The organism is Variovorax sp. GW821-FHT10C12, from assembly GCF_059415405.1.
This window is the reverse complement of the sequence record NZ_JBWKNE010000001.1, coordinates 1,320,802-1,346,142: the sequence shown is the minus strand read 5'-3', so window position 1 is coordinate 1,346,142 and position 25,341 is coordinate 1,320,802. Positions and strand designations below refer to the sequence as shown.

The window sequence follows — 25,341 nt, the reverse complement described above, 5'->3', positions numbered from 1 at the left end:
CCCCCAAAACACAGACAGACAGGAAGAGATGACATGACAAGCAAGGTTTTCGTCGCCGGCGTCGGCATGATCCCGTTCAAGAAGCCGGGCACCAGCGACACCTACGACGTGATGGGCGCCCACGCGGTGCGCCAGGCGCTGGCCGATGCCGGCGTCGACTACCGCGAGGTGCAGCAGGCCTACGCCGGCTATGTGTACGGCGATTCCACCTGCGGCCAGAAGGCGCTCTACCACGTGGGCATGAGCGGCATTCCGGTGCTCAACGTCAACAACAACTGCGCCACCGGTTCGTCGGCGCTGTTCCTGGCGCGCCAGGCGGTGCAAAGCGGCGCCGTGGACTGCGCGCTGGCGGTGGGCTTCGAGTACATGCAGCCGGGCGCGCTGAAATCCGTCTGGACCGATCGCGCGCGCTCGCTGGAACGCGCCGGCCACCTGACCAACGAACTGGTCGAGCGCCCCGACCTGCCGGGCGCGATCCGCCAGTTCAGCGGCGCGGGCCGCGCGCACATGCACAAGTACGGCACGCGGCTCGAGACCTTCGCCCGGATCCGTGCCAAGGCCAGCCGCCACGCCGCCAACAACCCGCTGGCCGTGTTCCGCAACGTCATGACGCCCGAGGAGGTGCTGGCCGCCCCGGCGCTGTGGGACGGCGTGATGACCCGGCCGATGGCCTGCCCGCCGACCTGCGGCGCCGCGGCGGTCGTCGTGGTGTCCGAAGCGTTTGCGCGCAAGCACGGCCTGCGCACCGACGTGCGGATTGCCGGCCAGGCCCTGACCACCGACACCCCGAGCACCTACGACACGCGCGACATGATCCGCGTGGTGGGCTTCGACATGACGCGCGCGGCCGCGACGCAGGCCTACGAACAGGCGGGCATCGGCCCCGCCGACGTGGACGTGATCGAACTGCACGACTGCTTCGCGCAGAACGAGCTGCTGAGCTACGAGGCCTTGAGCCTGTGCCCGGAAGGCGAAGGCGAGAAGCTGGTCGACGACGGCGACAACACCTACGGCGGACGCTGGGTGGTCAACCCCTCGGGCGGCCTGCTGTCCAAGGGCCATCCGCTGGGCGCCACGGGCCTGGCCCAGTGCTACGAGCTCACGCACCAGCTGCGCGGCACGGCCGAGGCGCGGCAGGTCGAGAAGGCCCGGGTGGCGCTGGCGCACAACGTCGGCCTCGGCGGCGCGTGCGTCGTCACCGTGTTCACCGCAGCCTGAGCTGCACCCACTTTTTCACGAGGAGCAAGACATGGGAAAACTGGACGGCAAGGTGGCGCTGGTCACCGGATCGGGTCGCGGCATCGGCCAGGCCATCGCACTGAAACTCGCCAGCGAAGGCGCACGGCTGGTGGTCAACGACCTGGACGCGGAGCCGGCGCACGAGACGGTCGAACTGCTGAAGAAGAACGGCACCGAGGCCGTGGCCTGCGTCGGCAACGTGACCGCGCCGGACTTCGCCGAGCGCTTCATCCACACCGCGATGCAGACCTACCGGGGCATCGACATCATCGTCAACAACGCCGGCTACATCTGGGACGACGTGGTGCAGCGCATGACCGACGAGCAGTGGTACGCCATCGTCGACTGCCACATGACGGCGCCCTTTCGCATCCTGCGCGCCGCCTACCCGCACATCAAGGCCCAGCACCAGGCGGACCTGGAGGCCGGGCGCGAGGTGTACCGCAAGGTGGTGAACATCTCGTCGACTTCGGCGCTGAACGGCAATGCCGGCCAGATGAACTATTCGTCGGCCAAGGCCGGCGTGATCGGCATGACGCGCGCGCTCAGCCGCGAGTGGGGCCGCTTCAACGTGAACGTCAACTGCGTGGCCTTCGGCCTGATCCGCACCCGCATGACCTCGGCCGACGTCGACGCCGGCGCCACCATCCACATCGAGGGCCGCGACATCCGCGTGGGCCTGAACCCGGGCCACGTGAAGGCGCATGCCCAGCGCAACCCGCTCGGACGGGCCGGCACGCCCGAGGAAGCCGCCGCCGGCGTGTACCTGTTCTGTTCGCCCGATTCGAACTACATCACCGGCCAGACCGTCGCCGTGGCCGGCTCGCTGCAATAAAGTGTGGACAGGGCCCGCCGTCGCGCGCGCCCTGCCCCCTTTGCACAGAAGGAACCCGATGAGCATCAAGAGACAGGCCTGCATCGCAGGCGCCTACGAACACCCCACCCGCAAGGCCCCGGACAAGACGGTCGCGCAACTCCACGCGGAATGCGCCAAGGGCGCACTGGAGGACGCCGGCCTCACGCTGCAGGACGTGGACGGCTACTTCTGCGCCGGTGACGCGCCCGGGCTCGGCGTGCTCAGCATGGTCGACTACCTCGGCCTGAGGGTGCGCCACATCGACTCCAGCGAGACCGGCGGATCGTCCTACCTGGTGCACGTCTCGCACGCGGCGCAGGCCATTGCGGCCGGCAAGTGCAACGTCGCGCTGATCACGCTGGCCGGCCGGCCGCGCAGCGAGGGCTCCAGCGGGCTGACCCCGCGCACGGCCAGCACCGCGACGCCCGACGTCGCCTTCGAAGCCCCTTACCGCCCGCTCACCCTGAACATGTACGCGCTGGCCGCGGCCCGCCACATGCACGAGTTCGGCACCACCAGCGAGCAGCTCGCCTGGATCAAGGTGGCGGCGGCCGCGCATGCGCAACACAACCCGCACGCGATGCTGCGCGAGCCGGTGACCGTGCGCGACGTGCTCGACTCTCCCCTGCTGTCCGACCCGCTGCACAAGCTCGACTGCTGCGTGGTCAGCGACGGCGGCGGCGCGCTGCTGGTCGTGCGCCCGGAGATCGCGCGCGCGCTGAAGCGCCCGGTCGTCAACCTGCTGGGCGCCGGCGAGACGGTGAAGGGCCAGCTCAACGGGCAGGTCGACCTGAGCTATTCGGGCGCCGCGATCTCGGGCCCCATCGCCTTCGCGGAAGCGGGCCTGACGCCGGCCGACATCCAGTACGCGTCGATCTACGACAGCTTCACGATCACCGTGCTGATCCAGCTGGAGGACCTGGGCTTTTGCAAGAAGGGCGAAGGCGGACGCTTCGTGGCGGACGGCAACCTGATCTCCGGCATCGGCAAGCTGCCCTTCAACACCGACGGCGGCGGCCTGTGCAACAACCACCCGGCCAACCGTGGCGGCATCACGAAGGTGATCGAAGCGGTGCGCCAGCTGCGCGGCGAGGCGCACCCGAAGGTGCAGGTACCGAACTGCGCGCTGGCCCTGGCCCAGGGCACCGGCGGACTCCTGGGCTCACGCCACGGCAGCGCCACATTGATTCTCGAACGGGAGGCCTGAACCATGACGACCCTCTACCAGGACCGCCCGCTGGCGGCACCGATCATCGACGCAGCCACCGCCCCTTTCTGGCGCGCGGCCGCCGAAGGCAGCCTGCTGATCAAGCATTGCCCCGCCTGCGGCAAGACCCACTGGTACCCCCGCTCGCTGTGCCCCTACTGCATGAGCGACGCGCTCGAGTGGCAGCCCGCTTCCGGGCTCGGCACGATCTACAGCGTGAGCGTCACGCGCGCGGCCAACCCCGCGCCCTATGCCATCGCCTATGTCCGGCTGGACGAAGGGGTCACGATGCTGAGCAACATCGTCGACTGCGACCTCGACACCCTGCGCATCGGCGACCGTGTGAAGGTGTGCTTCAAGGCCGCCGAAGGGGGTCACGCGATCCCGATGTTCACGCCCGCGTGAGCTGTGCGCTTGCAAGGCTTCAAGCCTTGCTGCGCACGGGCGCCTTGCAGCTAGAAATAGTGTGAACAGGCCCTAGTCCGGTGCAGGGTCCGGGCCGCGAGTCTGGATCAATGCATCGAGCGCAAAGCCCCCTTGGCCGGCCGCCAGGACGACGAAGGGGTTGATGTCGATCTCGGCCACCCAATCGCGGTTCTCGAAGGCGAAGACCGACAGCGCGGCCAGCACGCGGGCCAGCGCCTCGGTGTCCGACGGGGCCTGTCCGCGAACGCCCGCGAGCAGCGCGGCGCCGCGAATCTCGCGGATCATCGCGCGCGCCTCCGGCACGCCGAAGGGGGCCCGCCGCAGCACGACGTCCTTCAGCACTTCGACATGGACGCCGCCCAGGCCGAACAGCACCATGGGGCCGAACACCGGGTCTTGGTAGGCGCCGCAGATGGTCTCGATGCCGCGCTCGCACATCGGCGCCACGAGGATGCCGCGGATCTCGGCCGCGGGGCACGCGGCGCCCACGCGCTCGAACATCGCCACGGCCGCCTCGTAAGCACGGTCCGGCGAGTCGATGTTCAGCACCACCCCCTGGACTTCGGTCTTGTGCGGGATGTCCGGTGACACGATCTTGAGCACGACCGGCCGCTTCAGCCGCTCGACGGCCGCGCGCACATCGGCCGCGGTGGGGGCCAGCACTTCGGGCAGCGATGGAATGCCGGCGGCGGCAAGGACGCGCTTGGCCGCCTGCTCGTCCGAGACATCGACACGCAGGCCGACACCTCGCGCCTGCGCCGCGTCCTCGTTCGCCAGGCGTGCCGACGCGAACGAGCGCTCGAAGCGCGACAGCGCACCCAGCGCCCTCACCGCCCGGTTGGGGTCTTCGAACACCAGGAATCCCAGTCGCTCGAACTCGCGCACCGTTTCGACGGGCGCGACAAAGGACAGCACGCACAGCACGTGCGGATGGCGTTCGCGCAGGGCGCCGAAGGTCTCGAGCAGCCAGTCGGCCGAGGCCCTGGACGCGGGCGAGCTCGTCAGGAAGCACACCAGCGCGCCGAACTGCCCCGGTGCCAGGAGTATGTCGAGGCACCTGCCCAGCAGGCTGCGGTCGTTCGTGAGCTGCGCGGTCACGTCGATCGGGTTGGCCGTGCCCGCAAAGGGAATGAGCGCGCGAATCTGGTCCTGGGCCGACGGAGCCAACAGCGGCACGTCGACGCCGTACTCGTCGGCCGCATCCGCGATCTGCACGCCGATGCCCCCGGAGACGGTGACCACGCCCAATTGGTTGTTCGCGAAGGTGGGCGTCGCCAGGCAGGCGTAGGCGATGTCCAGCATCTCCTCGATGCTCCCCGCGCGGTGCACGCCGTACTGCTGGAGCACCGCGTCGTACACGGCGTCTTCGCCGGCCAGGGCCCCGGTGTGCGAGGCCGCCGCGCGCGCGCCGCTGGCGGAGCGCCCGACCTTCAGGAGGATCACGGGCTTGCCCCTGGCGCGCGCCGCCTCCAGCGCCTGCACGAACATCGGCCCGTTGCGCACGGCCTCCGCGTAGGCCACGATCACCCGCACCTTCGGCGAACAGGCCAGCCAGTGAAGGCACTCCGAGATGCCCAGGTCGACCTCGTTGCCCGTGGTGATCCAGTAGCCGATGCCGATGTTGCGCTGTCGGCACAGGTAGGCCAGGTGGCCGCCGCAGGCACCGCTCTGGCTGACGATGGCCACGGGCCCCGGTTCGAGGAAGCCGCCGGACAGCGCCTGCGTGAAGGTGCCGTAGAACCCGATGTGCGAATTGAACACCCCCAGGCAGTTGGGCCCCAGCACGCGGATGCCGTGGCGCTGCGAGATGGCGGCGATGTCCGTCTGCATGCGCTGGCCGGCCTCGTCGGTCTCGGAGAAGCCGGCGGAGAAGATGATCGCCGTGCGGATGCCCTTGCGGCCGCAATCGTCGAGCGCGGCGCCGGCCAGCGGGGCCGGCAGCGCAATGATCGCCAGGTCGACGACCCGGGGCAGGCTGTCGACGTCCGGGTAGGAGTCGTAGCCCTGCACGCTGGCTCGGTTCGGATTGACGACGTACACCGCGCCGGCAAAGCCCGAGCTGCGCAGGTACTTCAGGGGGCGTCCACCGATGCGCGTCGGGTCTTCCGAGGCGCCGATGACGACGAGGGATTGGGGTTCCAGGAGTGCGGTGATGTCTGACATGGCGGATGGGGTTTCAAACGGATGCGGATGGGTGCGCAGGCCTGCTCAATCGACCTTCGCGCCGGACGCCTTGACGACCGGGGCCCAGAACTGCAGGTCGCGCGCCACCAGCTCGGCCAGGTGCGTGGGCGAGCCGTACGCGGCCGCATTGCCGCGCGACGCGAAGTACGCCAGGGCGTCCGGCGTGTTGACCACTTTCTCCAGGGCCTTGCTGAGCCGGGCGACCACCTCCACCGGCACGCCGGCCGGCGCCATGATCCCGGCCCACCCCACCACGACGTACCCCGGGACGGTCTCGCTGACGGTGGGCACGTCGGGCAGCTGCCGCTCGCGGGCCCGGCCGGTGGTGGCCAGCGCGCGCAGCCGGCCGGAGCGGATCTGCGGCAGCGAGGTCGACATCGCATCGAACATGAAGGGCACGGTGCCCGACAGCACATCGACCATGGCCGGCGCGCTGCCCTTGTAGGGAATGTGCGTGAACTTCACGCCCGACATCGCCGCCAGCATCTCCGCCGACAGGTGGTTCGACGTGCCGTTGCCCGCCGAGGCGTAGTTGATCGCGCCGGGGTTGCGCTTCGCGGCGCCCAGCAGGTCCGGCAGCGTCTTGTAGGGGCCGCTGGCATTGACCACGAGCACGTTGGCGTAGTCGACAAGTTGGGCCACGGGCGTGAAGTCCTTGACGGGGTCGTAGCCGACCTTGGCGTAGACCAGGGGCGTGATGACATGCGTGCCCGAGTGGGCCAGGCCGATGGTGTAGCCGTCCTTGGGCGCGCGGGCCAGGCGCTGCATGCCGATGGAGCCGCCGGCCCCCGGGACGTTGATCACGAGCACGGGTTGGCCGAGCTCCGCGCCCAGCTTCTGCGCGATGTAGCGGCTCATCTCGTCGGTCGCCCCGCCGGCTGGGAACGGATTGATCAGCTCGATCGGCCTGGCGGGCCATGGCGGCTTCTGCGCCAGGGCCTTGGGGATGGTGCCGACGGTGATGGCGAACACGGCCAGCATCGCAGCCATCGCTCGAAAGCCGGACCGCATGGATGATCTGTTGCGCATGGGTTTGTCTCTGTGGTTTTGCGAAGGGAAACCCGGCCGCGCACGCCGTCGTGCGTCGCGGCATGCAGGGCCGGGCGTGCGGCGGCCTGGTGCGGCCGCCGGGTGGACTACATGCCGATCCGGTCGGCCCTGTCCACGAGGTTGCGCACGACGCGCACCGAGGCGATGTCGATCATCTTTCCCCCGTACTGCACGGCGCCGAGGCCTTGCGCCAGGGCCTCGTCGTAGGCCTTGATCATGTCGCGGGCCCGCGCCACGTCGGCCTCGGAAGGCGAGAAGGCTTCCTGCGCCACCGCCACCTGCGCCGGGTGGATCGCCCATTTGCCGACCATGCCCAAAATCATCGCGCGCCGGCATTCCTCGCGGTACGCCTCGGGGTTCTTGAAGTCGGCGTACGGTCCGTCGACGGCATCGATCCGGTGGGCGCGCGCTGCGATCGTGAGCTTGTGGCGCTGGTAGTTCCAGATGTCGCCCGGGTAGCCGCTGGGCCCGCCGATGTCGCGGATCGAGATGCCCTGGCTCGCCGAGTAGTCGCCCATGCCGAAGATCAGGCACTCGAGCCGGGGCGTGGACGCGGCGATGGCCTCGACCTGCATCATGGCCTCGACCTCCTCGATCAGCACGTCGATGCCGATGCGCTTCGTGAGGCCGAGCTTCTTCTCCATCATCGTGAGCAGCTTGTCGACGAACTGCACGTCGGCCGCGCTCATGGCCTTGGGCAGCATGATCACGTCGAGGTTCTCGCGCGCACCCTCGACCACCTCGATGATGTCTTCGTAGGCGTACTCGGTGCTGAGGTCGTTGATGCGCACGCAGCGCGTGGTGCGGCCCCAGTCCAGCGTGTTCAGCGCCTGCACGATCTTGGCGCGGGCCGGTCTTTTCTCCGACGGCGCGACCGCGTCCTCCAGGTCGAGGAAGACGAAGTCCAGGTCCATCTCGCTGGCCTTGCGCATCATCTTTTCGCTGGAGCCTGGCACGGACAGCTGGCAGCGACGCAGTCTTCGGGGTCGTTCTTGCATGAGGGTGTTTCCTTGGTGAATGCGCAGCGTGCGCAGGGGGTCAATCGATCGCGTGTTCGGCGCGCAGGGCCGCGATCTCGGCGGGGGCGAAACCGAATTCGCCCAGGACGCGGTCGGTGTGCTCGCCGGTCATCGGGGCGCGGCGCCGGACACCGCCGGGCGTCGCGCTCATCCGTATCGGCGTGCCGGCCACGGTCAGCGGGCGCGAGGCGCCGGGCTGCTCGGTGTCGACCAGCATCTCGCGGATGCGGAAGTGCGCGTCCTCGAAGATGTCGGCGGCGTCGAACACCGGGCCGTAGGGAATCTCGCCGCCCAGCATCTGCGACAGCTGCGCCTTGGTGTGGCGTGCCGTCCAGGCGCCGACGATTTCTTCGACCTCGGCCCGGTGCTGCATCCGGCCTTCGTTGGTCGCGTAGCGCGGGTCGGTGGCCAGGTCGGGGCGCCCCATGTGGCGCGTCAACGGCACCCAGAAGCGGTCGTTCGGCACGCCCAGGCTCACGAAGCCGTCCTTGGCGGGGAACAGCCCGAACGGGCACAGCATCGGGTGGCCGTTGCCCTCGGGACGCGGCGGCGTCGCCGCTGCGCTGTACTGGAACACCAGGCGTTCGCAGATGGCCAGCACGGCGTCGACCATGGCCACGTCGACGAACTGTCCCTTGCCGGTGCGCTGCGCGCGCCAGCAGGCCGCTGCGATGCCGAACGCGAGGAAGGTGGCCGGGATGAGATCGCCCACGCCCGGCCCCACCTTGGTGGGAGCCCCGCCCGGCACCGGGCCGGTGATGCCCATGATGCCGCCCATCGCCTGCGCCACGGGGTCGTAGGCGGGCCATGTCGCATAAGGGCTTTCGCCGCTGCGCGGATCGCCGAAGCCGCGCAGCGCCGCATACACCAGGCGCGGATTGACTGCGGCCAGCGTGTCGTAGCCGACGCCCAGGCGTTCCATCACGCCGGTGCGGTAGTTCTCGACCAGCACGTCGGCCTTCGCCACCAGCCGCAGCAGCGCGGCCTTGCCGGCCGGCTGTTTCAGGTCGAGCGTGATCGAGCGCTTGTTGCGGTTGATCGACGCGAAGTAGCCGCCGAAGCCGCGCTGCGCCATCGGGAGCGCGCCCTCCAGGTGCGGGCCGTTGCGCCGCGTCATGTCGCCCCCCGGGGGTTCGATCTTGATGACGTGGGCGCCCTGGTCGGCCAGCATCATGGCGGCATAGGGCCCGGCGAGCATCTGCGTCAGGTCGAGCACCACCAGGCCCTCGAGCGCGCCGGCGGGAGCGTTCGCGTCGGTCACTTGTGCGCCCAGTGGCTCTTGCGCTTGAGCAGGACCGTGCGCTCGGCCTCCACGCACAGCTTGTCGTCCTGGTTCACGCCGTAGTGCCTGAAATGAACGATGCCGGCGTCGGGGCGGTCCGCGTCGCTGCGCGCCAGCACCTCGCTGTAGGCATAGAGCGTGTCGCCGTGGAACACGGGGTTCGAGAGGCGGATCTTGTCCAGCGTCAGCTCGCGCAGGCATTGCTCGGCCGTGTCCTGCGCCGCCAGCCCGAGCACCATCGACAGGTTGATGCCGCCGAACACCACGCGCTGCGCAAAGATGCTTCGCGCATCCTGCTGCTTCATCGCGTGCTCGTTGAAGTGGCCTTCGGCCGTGTTCATCACCATGTTGGTGATGAGCACGTTGTCCATCTCCGTCACGGTCTTGCCGCGCGCGTGCCGCAGCAGCAGCCCGACTTCGAAGTCCTCGAAGTAGTTGTCGGCACTGGTGAGTTCCGCCGCCTTCATGCTGCAGCTCCCCCGCGCGCGGCCTGCGGCCCGAACGCGCGCTCCGCGATCATGGCCTCGACCTCGGACTTGCCCAGCAGGTGGGTCGCGATGATGCGCTGCTGGATCTCCGAGGTGCCTTCGAAGATCTTCGTGAGCCGCGCATCGCGCCAGTAGCGCTCGATGGGAAAGAGCTTGGTGTAGCCCGCCCCGCCGAAGATCTGCAGCGCCTCCGAGGTCACGCGCTCGGCCATCTCCGATGCGAAGTACTTGGCCATCGACGCCTCCTTGTCGCAGCGCCGGCCGCTGTCGATCTCGCTGCAGACGTAGTACATGAGCTGCCGGGCGGCTTCCACCTCGGTCGCCATCGTGGCGATCTTGAAGCGGATGGCCTGGTACTCGGCGATGGGCATGCCGAACTGCCGGCGCTCGCCCGCATACGCGATCGCGTCCTCGAGCGCGCCTTGCGCCAGGCCGATGGCGCGTGCCGCGGTGTGGGCGCGCGCGCCCTCCAGGCCCTTGGTCATCAGGGGGAAGGCCATGCCCTCCTCGCCGACCAGGCAATCGGCCGGCACGCGCAGGCCGTCGAACGCGAGCTCGAAGGTCTTCCATCCGAAGTAGCCGATCTTGGGAATCATCGACCCGGTCATGCCCTTGGGAAAGCTGCCGCGCTCCTTCTCGATGAGGAAGCAGGAGATGCCCTGCCAGCGCTTGTCCGCGCTGGGCGGTGCGCTCGTGCGTGCGAACAGGGTGATGTAGTCGGCGCCGTCGGCGAACGTGCACCAGTACTTGTTGCCGCTGAGCACCCACTCGTCGCCGTCGCGTACGGCGCGGCAGGAGATCGAGGCGAGGTCGGAGCCGGTGTCGGGCTCCGACAAGGCGCTGGCGTTGAGGAACTCGCCGCGCACGGCGCGCGGCAGGTACTTCGCCCGCTTCTCCTTCGGCAGCGTGGAACGGATCCAGCTGCCCTGTGCCCGCGCCACGATCGACGCCACCGACATCCATCCGCGCGCCAGCTGCTCGCAGATGAGGCAGTACTCGAAGTAGCCCAGGCCCAGGCCGCCGTACTCCTCGGGGATCATGATCCCGAAGTAGCCCATGTCCGCCATCTTCCGGCGCAGCTCCATCGGGATCTCGCCGTCGGGGCCGTCCAGCCGGTTGGCGACCGGCAGCACTTCCTTCATCGTGAACTCGCGCGCGGCGTCGCGGATCATGCGACGCTCCTGGGTCATGTAACCCGATCCTTCTTGCGACATGCTTATTTCCTCGTTCTGACCAGATTCGAACGCTTGAAGGCAATGACCTCCTCGCCCCGTTGATTCGTGCCGCGCGTGTGCCACGTCACGATGCCGTAGCCGGGCCGGTTGCCCGCCAGCCGTGCGGCCACCACTTGCGAGCGCGCGTGGAGCGTGTCGCCCGGGTACACCGGCTGCAGGTACGACAGTTCGTCGACCCCCAGGAACGGACCGCCCCCTTCCGAGAGGTCTTCGACGGACAGGCCGAAGACCGTGTTGAACACCAGCAGCGGGTTGACCGGCGTGGTCGGGTGCCCGTGGGCCATGGCGAAGGCCTCGCTGGTGTAGTGCGGGTTGTAGTGAAGGGTCAGCGTCGAGAACAGGGTGTTGTCGGCCGCCGTCACCGTCCGGCCCCAGTGATGGGTGAAGGTGCGTCCGACATCGAAGTCCTCGAAGCGATGGCCGCGCGCGCGGCGCGTCGCGTCGGCCTTCAGTCGCGCGACCGTGAGTTCGTTGGGCGTCATTGAATGGCTTCCAGCAGGGGGTTGAGAGAAGGCGGCCGGTCGAGCGCCCCGACGGCATCGACCAGGCGTTCGAAGCGCGCGGCGCCGATCACCGGTTCGGCGATCGCGCGCGCCTTGGCCTGCAGCCGCCGCCATTGCGCGGGCAGGTCGGTGGCGGGCACGGCGACATTCGCTTCTTCGGTGAAGGTCTGCCCGCTGCGCGTGTGCAGCGTCACGCTCGCGAAGTTGCGGTCTTCGGTGGACGCGTTCATGACCAGGGCGATGCGCTCGCGCGCCGCCACGTGGCGCGGCGAACGCGCCGTGTCGTCGGTGTAGAGGTCGAGCGCCGCGGTGTTCGCGCCGTCGAGCGCGAGCGCGGCCAGGTGCTGGAGCGAGAACTTCACGCTCAGCCCGGTCTGTGGCACCTCGATGTCGCAGACACCGCGGTGGTTGCCGGAGACATGGATCGTCATCGACGCCATCGCATCGAGGTCGACGCCGTGACGCTCCCGCGCCTGGCGGATGGCCTCGATCGCCGAATGCGTGAGGTAGCAGGAGGCGTGGTACTTGAACAGCGTGCTTTCGATGGCGAACCCGCCGCCGGTATCGATCTGCTTCGCAAAGGGCGCGCGCTCGGGGGCCATGGTCTGTGCGAAGCCCTGGACGCACTCGATCGCGCTGTCGTTGGCCGTGAAGCCGCGCGCGGCCAGCTGCGCCGCCATCAGCCCGTTCATCGCCGCCTTGCCGGCATGCAGCGGCTTGGCCATGGTCCCGAACATGCTCTTGAGCCCGGCCGCCTGCGTTGCCGCCAGGCCCAGGGCGTGCGCGGTCTGGCCGGCGTCCAGCCCCAGCAGGTTGGCGCAGGCGGCGGCGGCGCCGAAGGTGCCGATGGTCCCGGTGGCATGGAACCCGTGCAGGTAGTGGCTCGGCCCGACCATCTCGCCCAGCCGGCTTTCGATTTCGTGCCCCACCACCAGCGCGCGCAGCAGGTCCCGTCCGCTGGCGCCTTCGGCCTGGGCCAGTGCCAACGCGGCCGGAACGACCGGCACGCTGGGATGGCCGAACATCCGCGAGGCGACATCGTCGAAGTCCAGCGCATGGCCCGCCGCGCCGTTGATCAGCGCCGCATCGTGCGGCCTGGCACGCGCGCCGTGTGCCAGCAAGGTGCAAGGCAGGTCGGCCGTGCCGCCGTAGGTCTGCACGAGCATGCGGACCAGCGGCTCGTCGGCGGCGGCGATGGTGACCGCGAGCCAGTCGAGCATCACATGGCGGGCCCATTCGAAGGCCGTGGCGCTGACCGCGCTGTCCTGGGTGTCGCTGACCCATTGCGCGAGCAGTCGCGTAACGGCGATCGGGTCATCGGGTTCGGTTGTCTTCGCTGTCTTCACGGGCGTCCTTGTGCTGAGTCGGCGTGCATGGCATTGCGGGTTCGTTGCGACGAGTATTGAGCGGCCCCTCTCGCAAAGGCATCACATATGTGATGAATAGCATTCGCCCCACACCATCACATCCGTGATGAGAGAGAGCGCTCATCCGGCCCACACTCGCTCCCGTTCAACCCCTCACTTCCCTGGAATCCACATGCCGACCCACGCCCTCCCCTTCAGGCCGCTTCGCTCCGCAATGTATGTGCCGGCCACCAATCCGCGCGCCCTTGCCAAGGCCTCGACCCTGGACTGCGATGCGGTCATCTACGACCTGGAAGACGCGGTGGCGCCGGACATGAAGGACGCGGCGCGCCAGCATCTCGCGCAGGTGTTCGCCGGCGCGCGCGCCGGCCTGCAGCAGGCCGTCATCCGGGTCAACGCCATCGACAGCCCGGCCTTCGAGCAGGACATGGCCACGGTGGCGCACTGCCGGCCCGACGCGGTCCTGGTGCCGAAGATCGGCTCGGTGCACGACGTCCGCTTGCTGTCCGATGCCGCCGCGCGGCACGGCGCCGCCAGGGACCTGCGCCTGTGGCTCATGGTCGAGACCGCGGCGGCGCTGAGCGCGCTCGACGACATCGTCCAGGCCGGGCTGGCGGCCACGCCCCGGCTCGACGGCCTCGTCGTCGGCACCAACGACATTGCGAAGGAGACCGGCGTCTTCCCCGGCGACGGCCGGTGCTACCTGATGCCCTGGTTGATGGGCGTCGTGCTGACGGCCAGGCACCGCGGCGTGCGCGTGCTCGACGGGGTCTGGAACGACTTCTCTGACACGACCGGCTTCGAGGCCGAAGCCCGGCAGTCCGTGAAGATGGCCTTCGACGGCAAGACCCTGATCCACCCCACGCAGATCGGTCCCGCGAACACGGCCTTCTCTCCGTCGGAGTCCGCGGTGGACGAAGCCCGCGCCATCGTCGCCGCCTTTGCGCGCGAGGAACACGCCGGGGCGGGTGTCATCAACCTGAACGGGAAGATGGTGGAGCGGCTGCACCTGGCGCAGGCACAACGGCTGCTGGCCGTGCGCTCGGCCATCGATGCGCGGGCCGCAGCGGCGCGCTGAAGGACCCGACGGCTCAGCCCTTGCCGGCGACCGCGAGCAGGCTGGCGAGCAGTTGCCGGCGCCGCTTGTGCAAGCGTTCGAGCGGCCCGCCGATGCCGATGCCCAGCCGTTGGCCGCGGATCGGCGTCGGCAGCAAGGCCGCGATCACGCCGGCGCCGGGTGTCGCGAGGTTGGCGGATTCGTAGTACCCGTGCTCGCGCGCGAACGCGACCGCCCGCAGCGTCTCGGCCATGCGCGCGGGCGGCCCCGTGCGGCCGGCCTCGGCGTTGTAGCGCCGCAGCAGCAGGCCGATCTGGTCGTCGTCGCGCTGGCTCAAGAGCATGATGCCGATCGCGGTCCGGTGCATCGGCCGCATCGTCCCGGGCGACAGCGAGAAGCGCAGCGCATGCTGCGACTCGCGCACGGACAGGTACTGCATCAGCACGCCACTCTGGCGTCCCAGCAGCACGGTTTCGCCGGTCTCGCTGGCCAGCCGCCGCATCGCGTCCTGGATGGCCTCCTGGCGCGCCGGCAGGCGGGTGGCCCAGTCGCCGAGGAACGCGATCCGCACCGAGGGGCAGTACTCGCGCCGGGCGCTGTCGAACTCCATGTAGCCGCGCGCCACCAGCGTCTTGAGCAGCATGGAAACGCTGGACTGCGGCGCGCCGAGCTTGTCGACGATGTCGGCGACCCGCAGCGGCCGGCGTTCGGCCTCGAACAGTTCGAGCAGCTCGAACACGCGAACCGCGGACTTCACCATGCCGTCGTGCATGGGACTGCCCTCTTGCCGCCTGCAGGCTGGGTGAACGGGGTAATGCGGTGGCTCATGTCGGGTTTGCTGAAAAACGATTGTGCGGCAGCCCACCTGCCCTTTCCAAGGCGCCTACCCGATGCGGGTGGCCCCTGCGCGGCCTGGCGCTGGTCTACTTTGCATATCGACCGGCGCGGCCTTCCTGGCCCCACGCGCCGGTCCGTTCAACCTGGCTTGGAGATTCTCGATGGGCGTTCTTTCCGGTATTCGCGTGGTAGAGTTCGAGGCCATCGGCCCCGGCCCCTTCGGCGCCATGCTCCTGGCGGACATGGGGGCCGACGTGCTGCGCATCGACCGTCCCGCGCCGCCGGCCGACCTGGGGCTTCCCCGGACCGAAGGCCCGCGCGTCGACATCACCGGCCGTGGCCGGCGTTCGGTGACGCTCGACCTCAAGCAGCCCGATGCCGCGGCGGCGGCGCTGGACCTGATCGCCCGCGCCGACGTGGTCATCGAGGGCTTTCGCCCCGGCACCATGGAACGCCTGGGCCTGGGCCCCGAGGTGGCGCTGGCGCGCAACCCGAAGCTCGTCTACGGCCGCATGACCGGCTGGGGCCAGACCGGCCCGATGGCCGAGCGGGCCGGCCACGACCTCAACTACATCGCGCTGTCGGGCGTGCTCTCGGGCATCGGGAACCAGGGCGGCAAGCCCGTGCCGCCGCTGAACCTGGTGGGCGACTACGGCGGTGGCGGCATGCTGCTGGCACTCGGCGTGGTGGCCGCGCTGCTGAACGTGCAGCGCGGGGGCACCGGCCAGGTCGTCGATGCCGCCATGATCGAAGGCGCGGCACAGCTGGGCTCGGTGTTCTGGGGGCTTCTGTCCACCGGCAAGTGGCGCGAGGAGCGCGGCACCAACCTGCTCGACGGCGGCTGCCCGTGGTACGACAGCTATCGCACCAGCGACGGCCACTACATGTCCGTCGGTGCCGTCGAGACCCGCTTCTACGCCGAGCTGCTCGACAAGCTCGGTCTCGCCGATGCAGGACTTCCCCGTCAGCACGACCGCGCCGGCTGGCCGCGGTTGCGCGCGGCCTTCGAACAGGCCTTCGCAAGCCGTAGCCGCGATGCGTGGTGCACCGTCTTCGAGGGTAGCGATGCCTGCGTGGCGCCCGTGCTGGGCTTCGCGGAAGCACCGAACCATCCGCAGCACCGCGCGCGCGGCAGCTTCATCGCGGTGGACGGGGTCGTGCAACCCGGCCCCGCGCCGCGCTTCTCGGCCACGCCCTCGGCGCAACCGACACCGGCACCCGCGCGCGGTGAACACGGCGCGAAGGCCTTGCACGACTGGGGTTTCGACCCGCAGGCGATCGAGCGCCTGCAGCAGTTCGGACTGGGCTTTCAGCCCGATGCATGAACAACACACTCTGATGGAGAAATGATTTGAAAGCACTGGTGGCAATCAAGCGCGTCCTGGACGCGAACGTGAAGGCGCAGGTCCGCGCCGACGGGTCGGGCATCGACCTGTCCAACGTCAAGATGAGCATGAACCCCTTCGATGAGATCGCTGTCGAAGAAGCGGTGCGGCTGAAGGAAAAGGGCCTGGTCACGGAAGTGATCGCTGTGTCATGCGGTGATGCGAAGTGCCAGGAAACCCTGCGCACCGCGATGGCCATCGGTGCTGATCGCGGCATCCTGGTCGAGACCGCTGAAGAGCTGCAGCCGCTGGCCGTGGCCAAGCTGCTCAAGGCACTGGTCGACAAGGAGCAGCCGTCTCTCATCATCCTGGGCAAGCAAGCCATCGACGACGACGCCAATCAAACGGGCCAGATGCTGGCTGCGCTGGCCGACCTGCCCCAAGCCACCTTCGCCTCGAAGGTCGACCTGGCAGCCGACAAGGTCACCGTCGCACGCGAAGTCGACGGCGGCATGGAAACCCTGACGCTCACGCTGCCGGCCGTCATCACGACCGACCTGCGTCTGAACGAGCCGCGCTACGTCACCTTGCCCAACATCATGAAGGCCAAGAAGAAGCAGCTGGACACCTTCAAGCCCGAAGACCTGGGCGTGGACGTGAAGCCCCGCCTGAAGACCCTCAAGGTCAGCGAACCGCCCAAGCGCGGCACCGGCATCAAGGTGCCCGACGTCGCCACCCTGGTGGACAAGCTCAAGAACGAAGCCAAAGTGATCTGAGGAAGAAACGAACATGACCGCACTCGTCATTGCCGAACACGACCACGCCAGCATCAAGCCGGCCACCCTCAACACCGTGACTGCAGCCCTGGCTTGCGGTGGCGACGTCCACGTCCTCGTGGCCGGTGCCAACGCCGCCGAAGCCGCCAAGGCCGCCGCGCAGATCGCCGGCGTGTCCAAGGTGATCGCTGCCGACTGCGCATCGCTGGCAGAGAACCTCGCCGAGAACGTCGCAGCCCAGGTGCTGGCCATCGCCGGCAACTACAGCCACATCCTGTTCCCCTCGACCGCCAACGGCAAGAACGTCGCACCGCGCGTGGCTGCCAAGCTGGACGTGGCACAGATCTCCGACATCACCAAGGTCGACAGCCCCGACACCTTCGAGCGTCCGATCTACGCCGGTAACGCCATCGCCACCGTGCAGAGCACCGACGCCACCAAGGTGATCACCGTGCGCACGACCGGCTTCGACGCCGCAGCCGCCACCGGTGGCTGCGCCACCGTTGAAACCGCTGAAGGCGTCGCCGACAGCGGCAAGAGCGCCTTCGTCGGCCGTGAAGTCACGAAGAGCGAGCGTCCTGAATTGACCGCCGCCAAGATCATCGTCTCCGGTGGCCGTGCCCTGGGCAGCGCCGAGAAGTTCACCGAAGTGATGGCCCCGCTGGCCGACAAGCTGAACGCAGGCCTGGGCGCCAGCCGCGCAGCTGTCGATGCAGGCTACGCCCCGAACGACTGGCAAGTGGGCCAGACCGGCAAGATCGTCGCGCCGCAGCTGTACATCGCCGCGGGCATCTCGGGTGCGATCCAGCATCTGGCCGGCATGAAGGACTCGAAGGTCATCGTCGCGATCAACAAGGACGAAGAAGCGCCGATCTTCAGCGTGGCCGACTACGGCCTCGTGGCCGACCTGTTCACGGCCGTGCCGGAACTCGCAAAGGCGCTCTGAATGCCGACCCCCAGCAACCGCGGCAAGCGCACGCGCCCTCGCGCATAGCGCCCCCTTTCAAGGCCATGTCGCCTCCAGCCGTGCGCATGCCACCTGGACATGAGCTTCGCCTACCCGCCACTGAAGCGACTCTCGCGCCCTTTGTGAAACACCAAGCACAGGGGAAAACGGACAGCGCGAGACCGCGCGTGACGGTCCTGGACTCTCATGCGCCATCTGCCCACGCGCGCGATCGAGCGCCATCCAGGCATACCTTGTTGCCGGAGACACCGGAAATGGAACCATCCCACAACATCTCGATGAAATTCGAGCCTGCGCTGACCCAGGAAGAGCGCGCCGCGATCAACGATTGGCGATGGTTCGCTTCGCTTTCGCCGTCCCTGAGGCACGACCTGCTGCGCCATTGCGCGATTCGCAGGTACAACCCGCAGGAGGTGATCTGTGCATACGGCGCCAAGACATGCGGATGGCTGGCTTGCGCCAGCGGCGCCGTGCGGATCGCCTCCCCGGGTCGCGCAGGCAAGAAGCTTGTTCTGACCTACGTGCAGCCCGGCGTCTGGTTTGCCGGACCCGGCCTCTTCGATGGAGGCGCCTCGACCCATGAAGCAACCGCGTTCGGGGCCACGACGATCCTGTCGATCGACCAGGCAGAGTTCACTGCCTTGATGGCAGCCAGTGCCGAACTTTGCGCCGCTGTGCTGCGTCTTCAGGCCAGGCACGTGCGCGAACTCTACGAGGCGCTGGATGCGGTGAAATCACTGCCGCTTCGCCCCCGCGTCGCCCGCCAGCTCGCTTCCCTGGCAAGACGACATGGTGTCTCGCGGGGCTGCGACGTCGGCGAAACGCGCATCGGCATTCGCCTGGCCCAGGAGCAGATTGCACAACTGGTGGGCTGCTCGCGTCAGCGCATCAATGGGGAGTTGAAGCAGCTCGAGCTTGCGGGTGCGATCCGGATCGACCATGAAGGATTCGTGATCTGCAACAGGCATGCCCTGGGTGTCGAAGGACGACGACCGGAACGCAGAGGCAGTTCACGCCAGAGCTATCGCGCCGGCCGATTCGCCGACGCGTGAGTTGAACGCTCCCTGCCCCGGAGCAGTCAACCAGGCACCAGCGCTTTCGCCGATCCAGTGGCCAGTTTCGGAGGTACAACCACCCGTCCTGTCCAAAGCCCCTGACGAAGATCACATCAGCGCCGCCGATGTGCAGGCGGCCAACCGACGACATCGAGGGGCAAGAAGGAACCCAGTTCTCGGCAGTTGGGGATCTGGCGTCAACGTCCCTCTGTCGCGCGGATCATGTCGGCGCCTTTTTCCCCAATCATGATCGCAGGCGCGTTCGTGTTGGAAGAGGTGATTCGAGGCATGACGGAGGCATCCACGACGCGCAGGCCGTCGATGCCGCGCACTCGCAGTTCGTGATCCAGTACAGCCATGCCGTCGTTGCCCATCGCACAGGTGCCCACCGGGTGGTAGACGGACTGAGCCGAGTCGCGGATGAAATCCTCCCACTCGCTGTCCGACTGGACTGCATGTCCCGGCGCGTGTTCGCTCTGGATGAAACGCGAGAGCGGCTCGGTCTCGAAGGTCTTGCGTATCCAGCGAAGTCCCTCGCGCATCACCTGCAGATCTTCTGCGTTGTCCAGGTAGTTGGCGTGGATCCGCGGGTAATCGCGCGGATTGGCGCTGGCCAGGCGAATGCGCCCGCGGGCCCGGGGACGCAGCAAACTGCACGAGGCGTTGATGCCCGGGAAGCTGTCCAGCGCGATGTCGCCCTTCTTGCTGATGTTCAGGCTCATCGGCCGGAAGCTGACCTCCACATCGGGTCGGGTGGCCTGCGGCCCGACGCGGGCAAACGCAGTCGCCTGGACCGCGCCGATGTTCAGGTAGCCGCTGCGGTTCGCGAAGTACTTCATCGCCTCGACGTAAAGGTTCGGTCCCGATAGCTTGTGGTTCAGGGAGATGGACTTCTCGCACTTCGCCACGTAGTACACATAGAGATGGTCCTGGAGGTTCTCGCCCACGCCCGGCAAGTCCAGCGCAATGTCGATGCCGTGCTCGCGCAGATGTGCCGCCGGGCCGATGCCCGAGAGCATGAGAAGCTGCGGTGAATTGATCACGCCGCCGCACAGGATGACCTCGCAACGGGCCGTGGCGAGCTTGCTGACGCCGCGCTGCGAATAGCGCACGCCTGTGGCGCGCTTGCCTTCGAGCACCACTTTTTCGGCGAGCGCTTCGACGGCGACGTGCAAGTTGGCACGCCCGCGCACCGGGTGCAGGAAGGCGGCGGAGGTCGAGCTTCTGCGGCCCTCGCGCACGGTGACTTGCGCCCGCCCAACGCCTTCCTGCACGCCGTCGTTGAAATCCTTGCGCAAGGGCGAGCCGGTGTTGATCGCCGACTCGATGAAGAGCCGCCCAGCGGGGTCGTCGATGACCGGGTCGGTCACGGCCAGCGGGCCGCCGGCACCATGCAGTGCACTGGCGCCGTGCTGCTGATCTTCGCTCTTGCGAAAGTACGGCACCACGTCGTTCCATCCCCAGCCCGGATTGCCCAGGCGCGCCCACTGGTCGTAGTCCTCCGGATGGCCGCGCAGATAGACCATGCCGTTGATCGAGCTCGATCCGCCCAGCGTCCTGCCGCGCGGCCAGTAGATCTTCCGGCCGCGCAGGTTCGGTTCGGGCTCGGTGAAGTAGCCCCAGTTGACGGCGCTGGGCCGAAAGACCTTGGTCGTCCCGGCGGGGATCTTCATCCACATGCTGCGGTCTTCGGGGCCGGCTTCGAGCAGCAGCACCGTTTTCGAAGCGTCTTCCGAAAGCCGGTTGGCGAGCACGCAGCCCGCCGATCCCGCGCCGACGATGATGTAGTCGTACTGTTCTGTCTGTGTCATGAGAGGCGTTGTTCCTGATGGCTTGGGGCTGGGCTGGCACTAGATGCGCATCACGAACGGATTCGCGGTCGGCGCGTCGTAGTTGAGCCATACGCTCTTCGTCTGCAGGTAGCCTTCGATGGCCTCCAGGCCGTTCTCGCGCCCCAGCCCGCTGCGCTTGAAGCCGCCGAACGGCATGTGCACGCCCAGCGCCCGGTAGGTGTTGATCCAGACCGTCCCAGCCTCCAGTGCGTTGGCCATCCGGAACGCCCGGCCCATGTTCTGGGTCCAGACACCCGAAGCCAGGCCGTAGAAGGTGTCGTTGGCGATCTCCAGCGCCTCGCGCTCGTCCTTGAAGGTGAGGATCGACAGCACGGGCCCGAAGACCTCCTCGCGCGCGATGCGCATGCCGTTGTGGATGCGGGTGAAGATCGTCGGCTCGACGAACAGGCCGCCGAGCTCTGCGCTCGGGCGTCCGCCCAGCACGCAGTGGCCGCCTTCGCTCTTCGCGATCTCGATGTACTTCAGGATCTTGTCGTACTGGGGCCGGGTCGCGATCGGACCGATCTGGGTGTCAGGCAGGTTCGGATCGCCCAGGCGTGCGACCTTGGCGACCGCCACGAGTCGCTCGACGAATGCGTCGTGGATGCTCTCCTGCACGAGCAGGCGCGAGCCCGCGATGCAGGTCTGGCCCGCGGCCCCGAAGATACCCGCGACTGCGCCGTTCACCGCGTCATCCAGGTTCGCATCGTCGAAGACGATGTTGGGCGACTTTCCACCCAACTCCATCGTCACGCTCTTGAAATCGCGCGCGGCCAATTCGTTGACGCGCTGACCGGCCGCCTCGCCGCCGGTGAAGGCGATCTTGGCCGTCAGTGCATGCGTCACCAGCGCTTCGCCCAGGTCGGCACCCAGACCGGTCACGATGTTCACGACACCCGGCGGGAAGCCGGCCTGCTCGAACAATCGACAAAACTCCAGCGAAGAAGCCGAGGTGTACTCGGACGGCTTGACAACGACCGTGCAGCCGGCGGCCAGTGCGGGAAAGGCCTTCGACGCGAGCAGAGCCAGTGGTGAATTCCACGGTGCGATGCAGACGACGACCCCTACGGGCTCGCGGCGCGTGTAGGTGAACATGCCGCTGCGGTCGGGCGGCGGGACGCTGCCCTCCACCTTGTCCGCCAGGCCCGCGTAGTAGTGCGCCATGTGCGCCACGGCATTGAGCTGCGCGCGCATCTCGGCGAAGAGCTTGCCGTTGTCGCGGACCTCGGTGCGCGCCAGTGCCTCGGCCTCGCCGGCGATCAGGTCGCCCAGCCGGCGCAGCAGCGCGCCGCGCCCGCTGGCGGTGAGCGCCCCCCAGGGCCCCTGCTTCAAGGCCCGGTGGGCCGCGCGCACGGCGACATCCGCGTCCTCGGGCGCCGCCTTGGGAATGCGGGCCCAGGGTTTGCCGGTGTAGGGATTCTCTGTGTCGAGCGTCTGGCCGGAACGAGCGCCCAGCCATTGGCCGTCGATGAGCATCTTGTAGTCGTGCATGGTTCTTTCCTGGATTCCGTGGTCTATTCGTCGCTGCCCATGACGGAGCCGAACGGCTCCCATTTCTGGCCATTCAGGCGCACCATCTGCAGCTGCCGCACCGGGAAAAAGTTCTTGTCGCTGCTGTTGGCGAAGATGCCCGGCAGCATCAGCTTGAAGCGCACGTTCTTCATGCTGGCGGCCTGCTTCATCAGGTTCTCGCGCGAGAGGTCGTCGCCGCACTGCTGCAGCACATGCACCAATGCCTGCGCAGCCACATAGCCGAAGACGTTCATCCAGTCGGCCTTGTTGGCGTCGGGCAGGTACTTGTCCATGAAGGCGTTCCACTCCCGCATCTCGGGGTAGTCCTTCCAGCGGTCGTCGGTCGCCTCCATCAGGTAGGCCGCGCTGATGATCCCCTGCCCGTTCTCCAGGCCCGCGGGCCGCATCACGGCGCCCATCGAGATCGAGATGCTGGTCAGGAAGTGCGTCGGCTTCCAGCCGATCTCGGCCACCTTCTTGATGGTCTGGGCGGCGAACTTCGGCGTGGTGATGTTCACCAGGACGTTGGCACCCGAAGCCTTCATCTTGAGGATCTGCGAGTCGACGGTGGCGTCCGTGGGCTCGTAGGTGGTCTCCGAGACGATCAGGCTCCTGGCCTTGTCGCCGAATCCCGCCTTGAGGCCGCCGAGATAGTCGCGACCGAAATCGTCGTTCTGCGACAGGATGGCGACCCGCGCATCGGGAATGTTGGCCAGGATGTGCTTCGCGTAGATCGCGCCTTCGCTGTGGTACGTCGGCTGCCAGCCGATGGTCCAGGGGAAGGTCTTCGGATCAATCAGCCGCGTCGAGCCGGCGCCGATCATGAGCTGCGGCACCTTCTTGTTGTTCAGGTACTTCTGGACCGCCAGGTTGGCCGCGGTGCCGACCGAATTGAACACGGCGAGCACCTGGTCCTGTTCGACCAGCTTGCGCGTCTGCTCGACGGTCTTGGGTGGGCTCAATGCATCGTCGTAGGAAAGGTAGTTGATCCGGCGGCCGTTGACCCCGCCCTTCTCGTTGATCATCCTGAAGTACGCCGCATGCATCTTCGCGATCGCGCCGTAGGCCGACCCCGGGCCGCTGTAAGGGCTGGTGTTGCCGATCTTGATCTCGGTGTCGGTGACGCCGGGGCCGTATCGTTTCTGAGCCCGTCCGGTCAGCGGCCCCCCTATCAGCAGTGCGGCCAGGGCCGTGAGGCCGGTTCTTCTGGAAAAGCGCGTGTGCGTGTTCAAGATCCTGTCTCCTTTTCTTGTGAAAGCGATATCTGGCGCGTCGTGCGCCCGGTGCGTGAAAGCAGTCCGCGCCAGGCGGCGCCGAACCCTGCCGAGCCGCCGGGACGCAGCACGATGAGTGCGATGAGCAGCACGCCGTAGACGGCGCCCGACAGGCCCTTGGACACGCCCTCGGCGATGTTGGGCACGAAGAGGATGAAGGCGGCACCGAGAAAAGCGCCCGGCAGCCATCCGACGCCGCCGACCACCAGCCCGACCAGGATGGCCACCGACAGATAGAAGCTGAAGCTGTCCGGCGAGACGTACTGGACGACGATCGCGCTGAGAGCCCCCGCAATGCCGGTGAAGCAGGCGCTGACGGAAAACGCCAGCGTCTTGTAGAGCGCCACGTTGATGCCCATCGTGCGCGCGGCCAGCGCGTTGTCCTTCACGGCCGTGAGCGCCCGGCCCGTCCTGCTGCCGATGAGGTTGCGGGCCAGCCAGTAGACAAGACACGTGATGGCCAGGGTCAGCACATACAGCCACTGGTCCGCATTGAGCGGCAGGAAAGCCGGCGCCTCCGGCTTCGCGATGGAGATGCCCTGCACGCCGCCGGTCCACGGGTCGAGCACCGACAGCTTCAGGATCTGAGGCAGCGCAATGGCGAGCGTGAAAGTGGCCAGCGCGAGGTAGATGCCCTCCAGGCGAAGCGCCGGCAGTCCGAAGGCAAAGCCCGCGGCGAAGGTGATCAACGCCGCGGCGGGCAGCGCCCACCCATAGGACATTCCGTAGCCGTCCATGAGGATGGCGACGGTGTAGGCGCCCAATGCATAGAAAGCGCCATGCCCCAGCGAGAGCTGCCCGTTGATGCCGACCAGAATGTTCAAGCCCATGATGGCAATGGCATAGACCATCAGTTGCGTGGCCTGGAAGACGAGGAAGTCCTTCGCCAGCACGGGCACCAGAACAGCAATGAGGATCGCGATCACAGGGCCGTACCGGCCGGCTGGGGAGCGGGAGTTGGATGAAGCGGTCATACCCTGTGCGTTGTTGGCTTGCCGATGAGGCCCTGCGGACGGACCAGAAGCACGACCACGATCGCGATCAGTGCGATGGTGGACTTCAGCTCCCCGCCGACGACCGGAACGAAGGTGCTGATGAGGTTTTCCAGCACGCCCAGAAGCAGCCCGCCGACCAGCGCGCCGAGCAGGCTGTTCAAGCCGCCGAGCACGGCACCTGCAAAGCCGTAGATGACGATGCCGGCCATCATGTTCGGTTCGAGAAAAACGATGGGCGCCACCAGGATGCCCGCGATGGCCCCGATGCTGGCGGCCATGCCCCACCCCAGCGCTTCGAGCGCCTTGACCCGGATGCCCAGCAGCCGCGCGGAGTTCGGATTGCTCACCGCCGCGCGCATCGCCAGACCGGTGCGGGTGAAGCGGAAGAACAGGAACAGCAGCAGCAGCACGACGAGGATCACGCCGATCATTCCCACCTGGTGCGCGCTGGCCAGAGGGCTGCCCATGAAAGGTGCCGTTCCGAAGGGCGAAGGAAACGGCTTGACGGTGTAGCTCCAGATGAACCCGGCCACACTGTTGAGCACCAGCAGCACGCCGATGAAGACGATGATCTGGTTGATGTCCGATGCGTTGCGGATCCGGCGGATGAGCAGGTGCTGGACCATGGCGCCCAGCACGAAGGACAGCACCAGCGTCAGCACGAAGGCCAGCCAGTACGGCAGTCCGAACTCGATGAGCTGCCAGGCCAGGTAGGTCGAGACCATGGCCATCTCGCCCTGCGCGAAATTCACGTGGCCGATGGCCCGGTAGATCATGACGATCGCCAGCGCGACGCAGGCATAGATGGCACCGGTCGCAAGACCGGCGGTGACCTGTTGAACGAGCAGTTCCATG

The 25,341-nt window shown here is 67.8% G+C and carries 23 protein-coding genes; 9 read left to right on the top strand and 14 right to left on the bottom strand.

The window, feature by feature from the left end:
- Positions 1-33 precede the first annotated feature (33 nt).
- Genes AC07OH_RS06420 through AC07OH_RS06405 form a run of 4 tightly spaced genes read left to right on the top strand, consistent with a single transcriptional unit; the run spans position 34 to position 3,707 of the window.
- The gene (locus AC07OH_RS06420; RefSeq protein ID WP_495300001.1) at positions 34-1,218 is read left to right on the top strand and encodes a lipid-transfer protein; all 1,185 of its coding nucleotides are present in this window, start codon (positions 34-36) and stop codon (positions 1,216-1,218) included.
- Between the two features lie 31 nt (positions 1,219-1,249).
- Positions 1,250-2,074 carry an SDR family NAD(P)-dependent oxidoreductase gene (locus tag AC07OH_RS06415; protein ID WP_495300000.1) on the top strand — a complete coding sequence of 275 codons (825 nt, stop codon included), beginning with the start codon at positions 1,250-1,252 and terminating at the stop codon, positions 2,072-2,074.
- Between the two features lie 58 nt (positions 2,075-2,132).
- A complete protein-coding gene (locus AC07OH_RS06410) occupies positions 2,133-3,302 on the top strand; it encodes a thiolase family protein (RefSeq protein ID WP_495299999.1) in 1,170 nt (389 codons plus the stop codon).
- A gap of 3 nt (positions 3,303-3,305) precedes the next feature.
- Entirely contained in the window at positions 3,306-3,707 is a 402-nt protein-coding gene (locus tag AC07OH_RS06405) for a Zn-ribbon domain-containing OB-fold protein (RefSeq protein ID WP_492677171.1), read from the top strand.
- Between the two features lie 72 nt (positions 3,708-3,779).
- Here the strand turns inward: AC07OH_RS06405 and AC07OH_RS06400 are convergent, their stop codons facing one another.
- The 8 genes from AC07OH_RS06400 to AC07OH_RS06365 form a co-directional block, all read right to left on the bottom strand.
- Positions 3,780-5,891, bottom strand: coding sequence for an acetate--CoA ligase family protein (locus AC07OH_RS06400; RefSeq protein ID WP_495299998.1), 2,112 nt, complete (start codon positions 5,889-5,891; stop codon positions 3,780-3,782).
- A gap of 45 nt (positions 5,892-5,936) precedes the next feature.
- The gene (locus AC07OH_RS06395) at positions 5,937-6,941 is read right to left on the bottom strand and encodes a Bug family tripartite tricarboxylate transporter substrate binding protein (protein WP_495299997.1); all 1,005 of its coding nucleotides are present in this window, start codon (positions 6,939-6,941) and stop codon (positions 5,937-5,939) included.
- A gap of 107 nt (positions 6,942-7,048) precedes the next feature.
- Positions 7,049-7,960, bottom strand: coding sequence for an HpcH/HpaI aldolase/citrate lyase family protein (locus AC07OH_RS06390; protein ID WP_495299996.1), 912 nt, complete (start codon positions 7,958-7,960; stop codon positions 7,049-7,051).
- A 40-nt stretch (positions 7,961-8,000) separates the two neighbouring features.
- On the bottom strand, positions 8,001-9,242 hold the full coding sequence (locus AC07OH_RS06385) for a CaiB/BaiF CoA transferase family protein (protein ID WP_495299995.1): 1,242 nt from the start codon (positions 9,240-9,242) through the stop codon (positions 8,001-8,003).
- A complete protein-coding gene (locus AC07OH_RS06380; protein WP_492683384.1) occupies positions 9,239-9,730 on the bottom strand; it encodes a MaoC family dehydratase in 492 nt (163 codons plus the stop codon). The genes AC07OH_RS06385 and AC07OH_RS06380 overlap by 4 nt, the downstream gene beginning before the upstream one ends.
- Positions 9,727-10,941 (bottom strand): acyl-CoA dehydrogenase family protein, encoded by a 1,215-nt coding sequence (locus AC07OH_RS06375; protein ID WP_492683383.1) that lies wholly within the window; start codon positions 10,939-10,941, stop codon positions 9,727-9,729. The genes AC07OH_RS06380 and AC07OH_RS06375 overlap by 4 nt, the downstream gene beginning before the upstream one ends.
- 26 nt (positions 10,942-10,967) lie before the next feature.
- Positions 10,968-11,468, bottom strand: a complete 501-nt coding sequence (locus AC07OH_RS06370; RefSeq protein ID WP_492683382.1) for a MaoC family dehydratase — start codon at positions 11,466-11,468, stop codon at positions 10,968-10,970.
- Positions 11,465-12,835, bottom strand: a complete 1,371-nt coding sequence (locus AC07OH_RS06365) for an MmgE/PrpD family protein (RefSeq protein WP_495299994.1) — start codon at positions 12,833-12,835, stop codon at positions 11,465-11,467. Before AC07OH_RS06365 ends, AC07OH_RS06370 begins: the two co-directional genes overlap by 4 nt.
- Before the next feature lie 193 nt (positions 12,836-13,028).
- Between AC07OH_RS06365 and AC07OH_RS06360 the strand changes: the two genes are divergently transcribed.
- Positions 13,029-13,934 (top strand): HpcH/HpaI aldolase/citrate lyase family protein, encoded by a 906-nt coding sequence (locus tag AC07OH_RS06360; protein WP_495299993.1) that lies wholly within the window; start codon positions 13,029-13,031, stop codon positions 13,932-13,934.
- A 13-nt stretch (positions 13,935-13,947) separates the two neighbouring features.
- On the opposite strand, the gene AC07OH_RS06355 is transcribed toward AC07OH_RS06360, so the two are convergent.
- A complete protein-coding gene (locus AC07OH_RS06355; protein WP_495299992.1) occupies positions 13,948-14,685 on the bottom strand; it encodes an IclR family transcriptional regulator in 738 nt (245 codons plus the stop codon).
- Positions 14,686-14,911: 226 nt separating this feature from the next.
- Here AC07OH_RS06355 and AC07OH_RS06350 point away from each other — a divergent pair, with 226 nt between their 5' ends.
- From AC07OH_RS06350 to AC07OH_RS06335, 4 genes are all read left to right on the top strand, one after another.
- Complete coding sequence (locus tag AC07OH_RS06350; RefSeq protein WP_495299991.1) at positions 14,912-16,075, top strand: CaiB/BaiF CoA transferase family protein; 1,164 nt, start codon at positions 14,912-14,914, stop codon at positions 16,073-16,075.
- A gap of 26 nt (positions 16,076-16,101) precedes the next feature.
- A complete protein-coding gene (locus AC07OH_RS06345) occupies positions 16,102-16,851 on the top strand; it encodes an electron transfer flavoprotein subunit beta/FixA family protein (RefSeq protein ID WP_495299990.1) in 750 nt (249 codons plus the stop codon).
- A 13-nt stretch (positions 16,852-16,864) separates the two neighbouring features.
- Positions 16,865-17,797 carry an electron transfer flavoprotein subunit alpha/FixB family protein gene (locus AC07OH_RS06340; protein WP_495299989.1) on the top strand — a complete coding sequence of 311 codons (933 nt, stop codon included), beginning with the start codon at positions 16,865-16,867 and terminating at the stop codon, positions 17,795-17,797.
- Positions 17,798-18,072: 275 nt separating this feature from the next.
- A complete protein-coding gene (locus tag AC07OH_RS06335; protein WP_492683375.1) occupies positions 18,073-18,870 on the top strand; it encodes a Crp/Fnr family transcriptional regulator in 798 nt (265 codons plus the stop codon).
- A gap of 200 nt (positions 18,871-19,070) precedes the next feature.
- Here the strand turns inward: AC07OH_RS06335 and AC07OH_RS06330 are convergent, their stop codons facing one another.
- The 5 genes from AC07OH_RS06330 to AC07OH_RS06310 are packed head-to-tail and all read right to left on the bottom strand — an operon-like array spanning position 19,071 to position 25,340.
- Positions 19,071-20,684: a GMC family oxidoreductase gene (locus AC07OH_RS06330; protein WP_495299988.1), complete on the bottom strand. Its 1,614-nt coding sequence runs from the start codon at positions 20,682-20,684 to the stop codon at positions 19,071-19,073.
- A 39-nt stretch (positions 20,685-20,723) separates the two neighbouring features.
- On the bottom strand, positions 20,724-22,196 hold the full coding sequence (locus AC07OH_RS06325; protein ID WP_495299987.1) for an aldehyde dehydrogenase: 1,473 nt from the start codon (positions 22,194-22,196) through the stop codon (positions 20,724-20,726).
- 23 nt (positions 22,197-22,219) lie between these two features.
- Positions 22,220-23,449 (bottom strand): ABC transporter substrate-binding protein, encoded by a 1,230-nt coding sequence (locus AC07OH_RS06320; protein WP_495299986.1) that lies wholly within the window; start codon positions 23,447-23,449, stop codon positions 22,220-22,222.
- Positions 23,446-24,465, bottom strand: a complete 1,020-nt coding sequence (locus tag AC07OH_RS06315; RefSeq protein ID WP_495299985.1) for a branched-chain amino acid ABC transporter permease — start codon at positions 24,463-24,465, stop codon at positions 23,446-23,448. Before AC07OH_RS06315 ends, AC07OH_RS06320 begins: the two co-directional genes overlap by 4 nt.
- Positions 24,462-25,340 (bottom strand): branched-chain amino acid ABC transporter permease, encoded by an 879-nt coding sequence (locus tag AC07OH_RS06310; protein ID WP_495299984.1) that lies wholly within the window; start codon positions 25,338-25,340, stop codon positions 24,462-24,464. Before AC07OH_RS06310 ends, AC07OH_RS06315 begins: the two co-directional genes overlap by 4 nt.
- Position 25,341 lies beyond the last annotated feature (1 nt).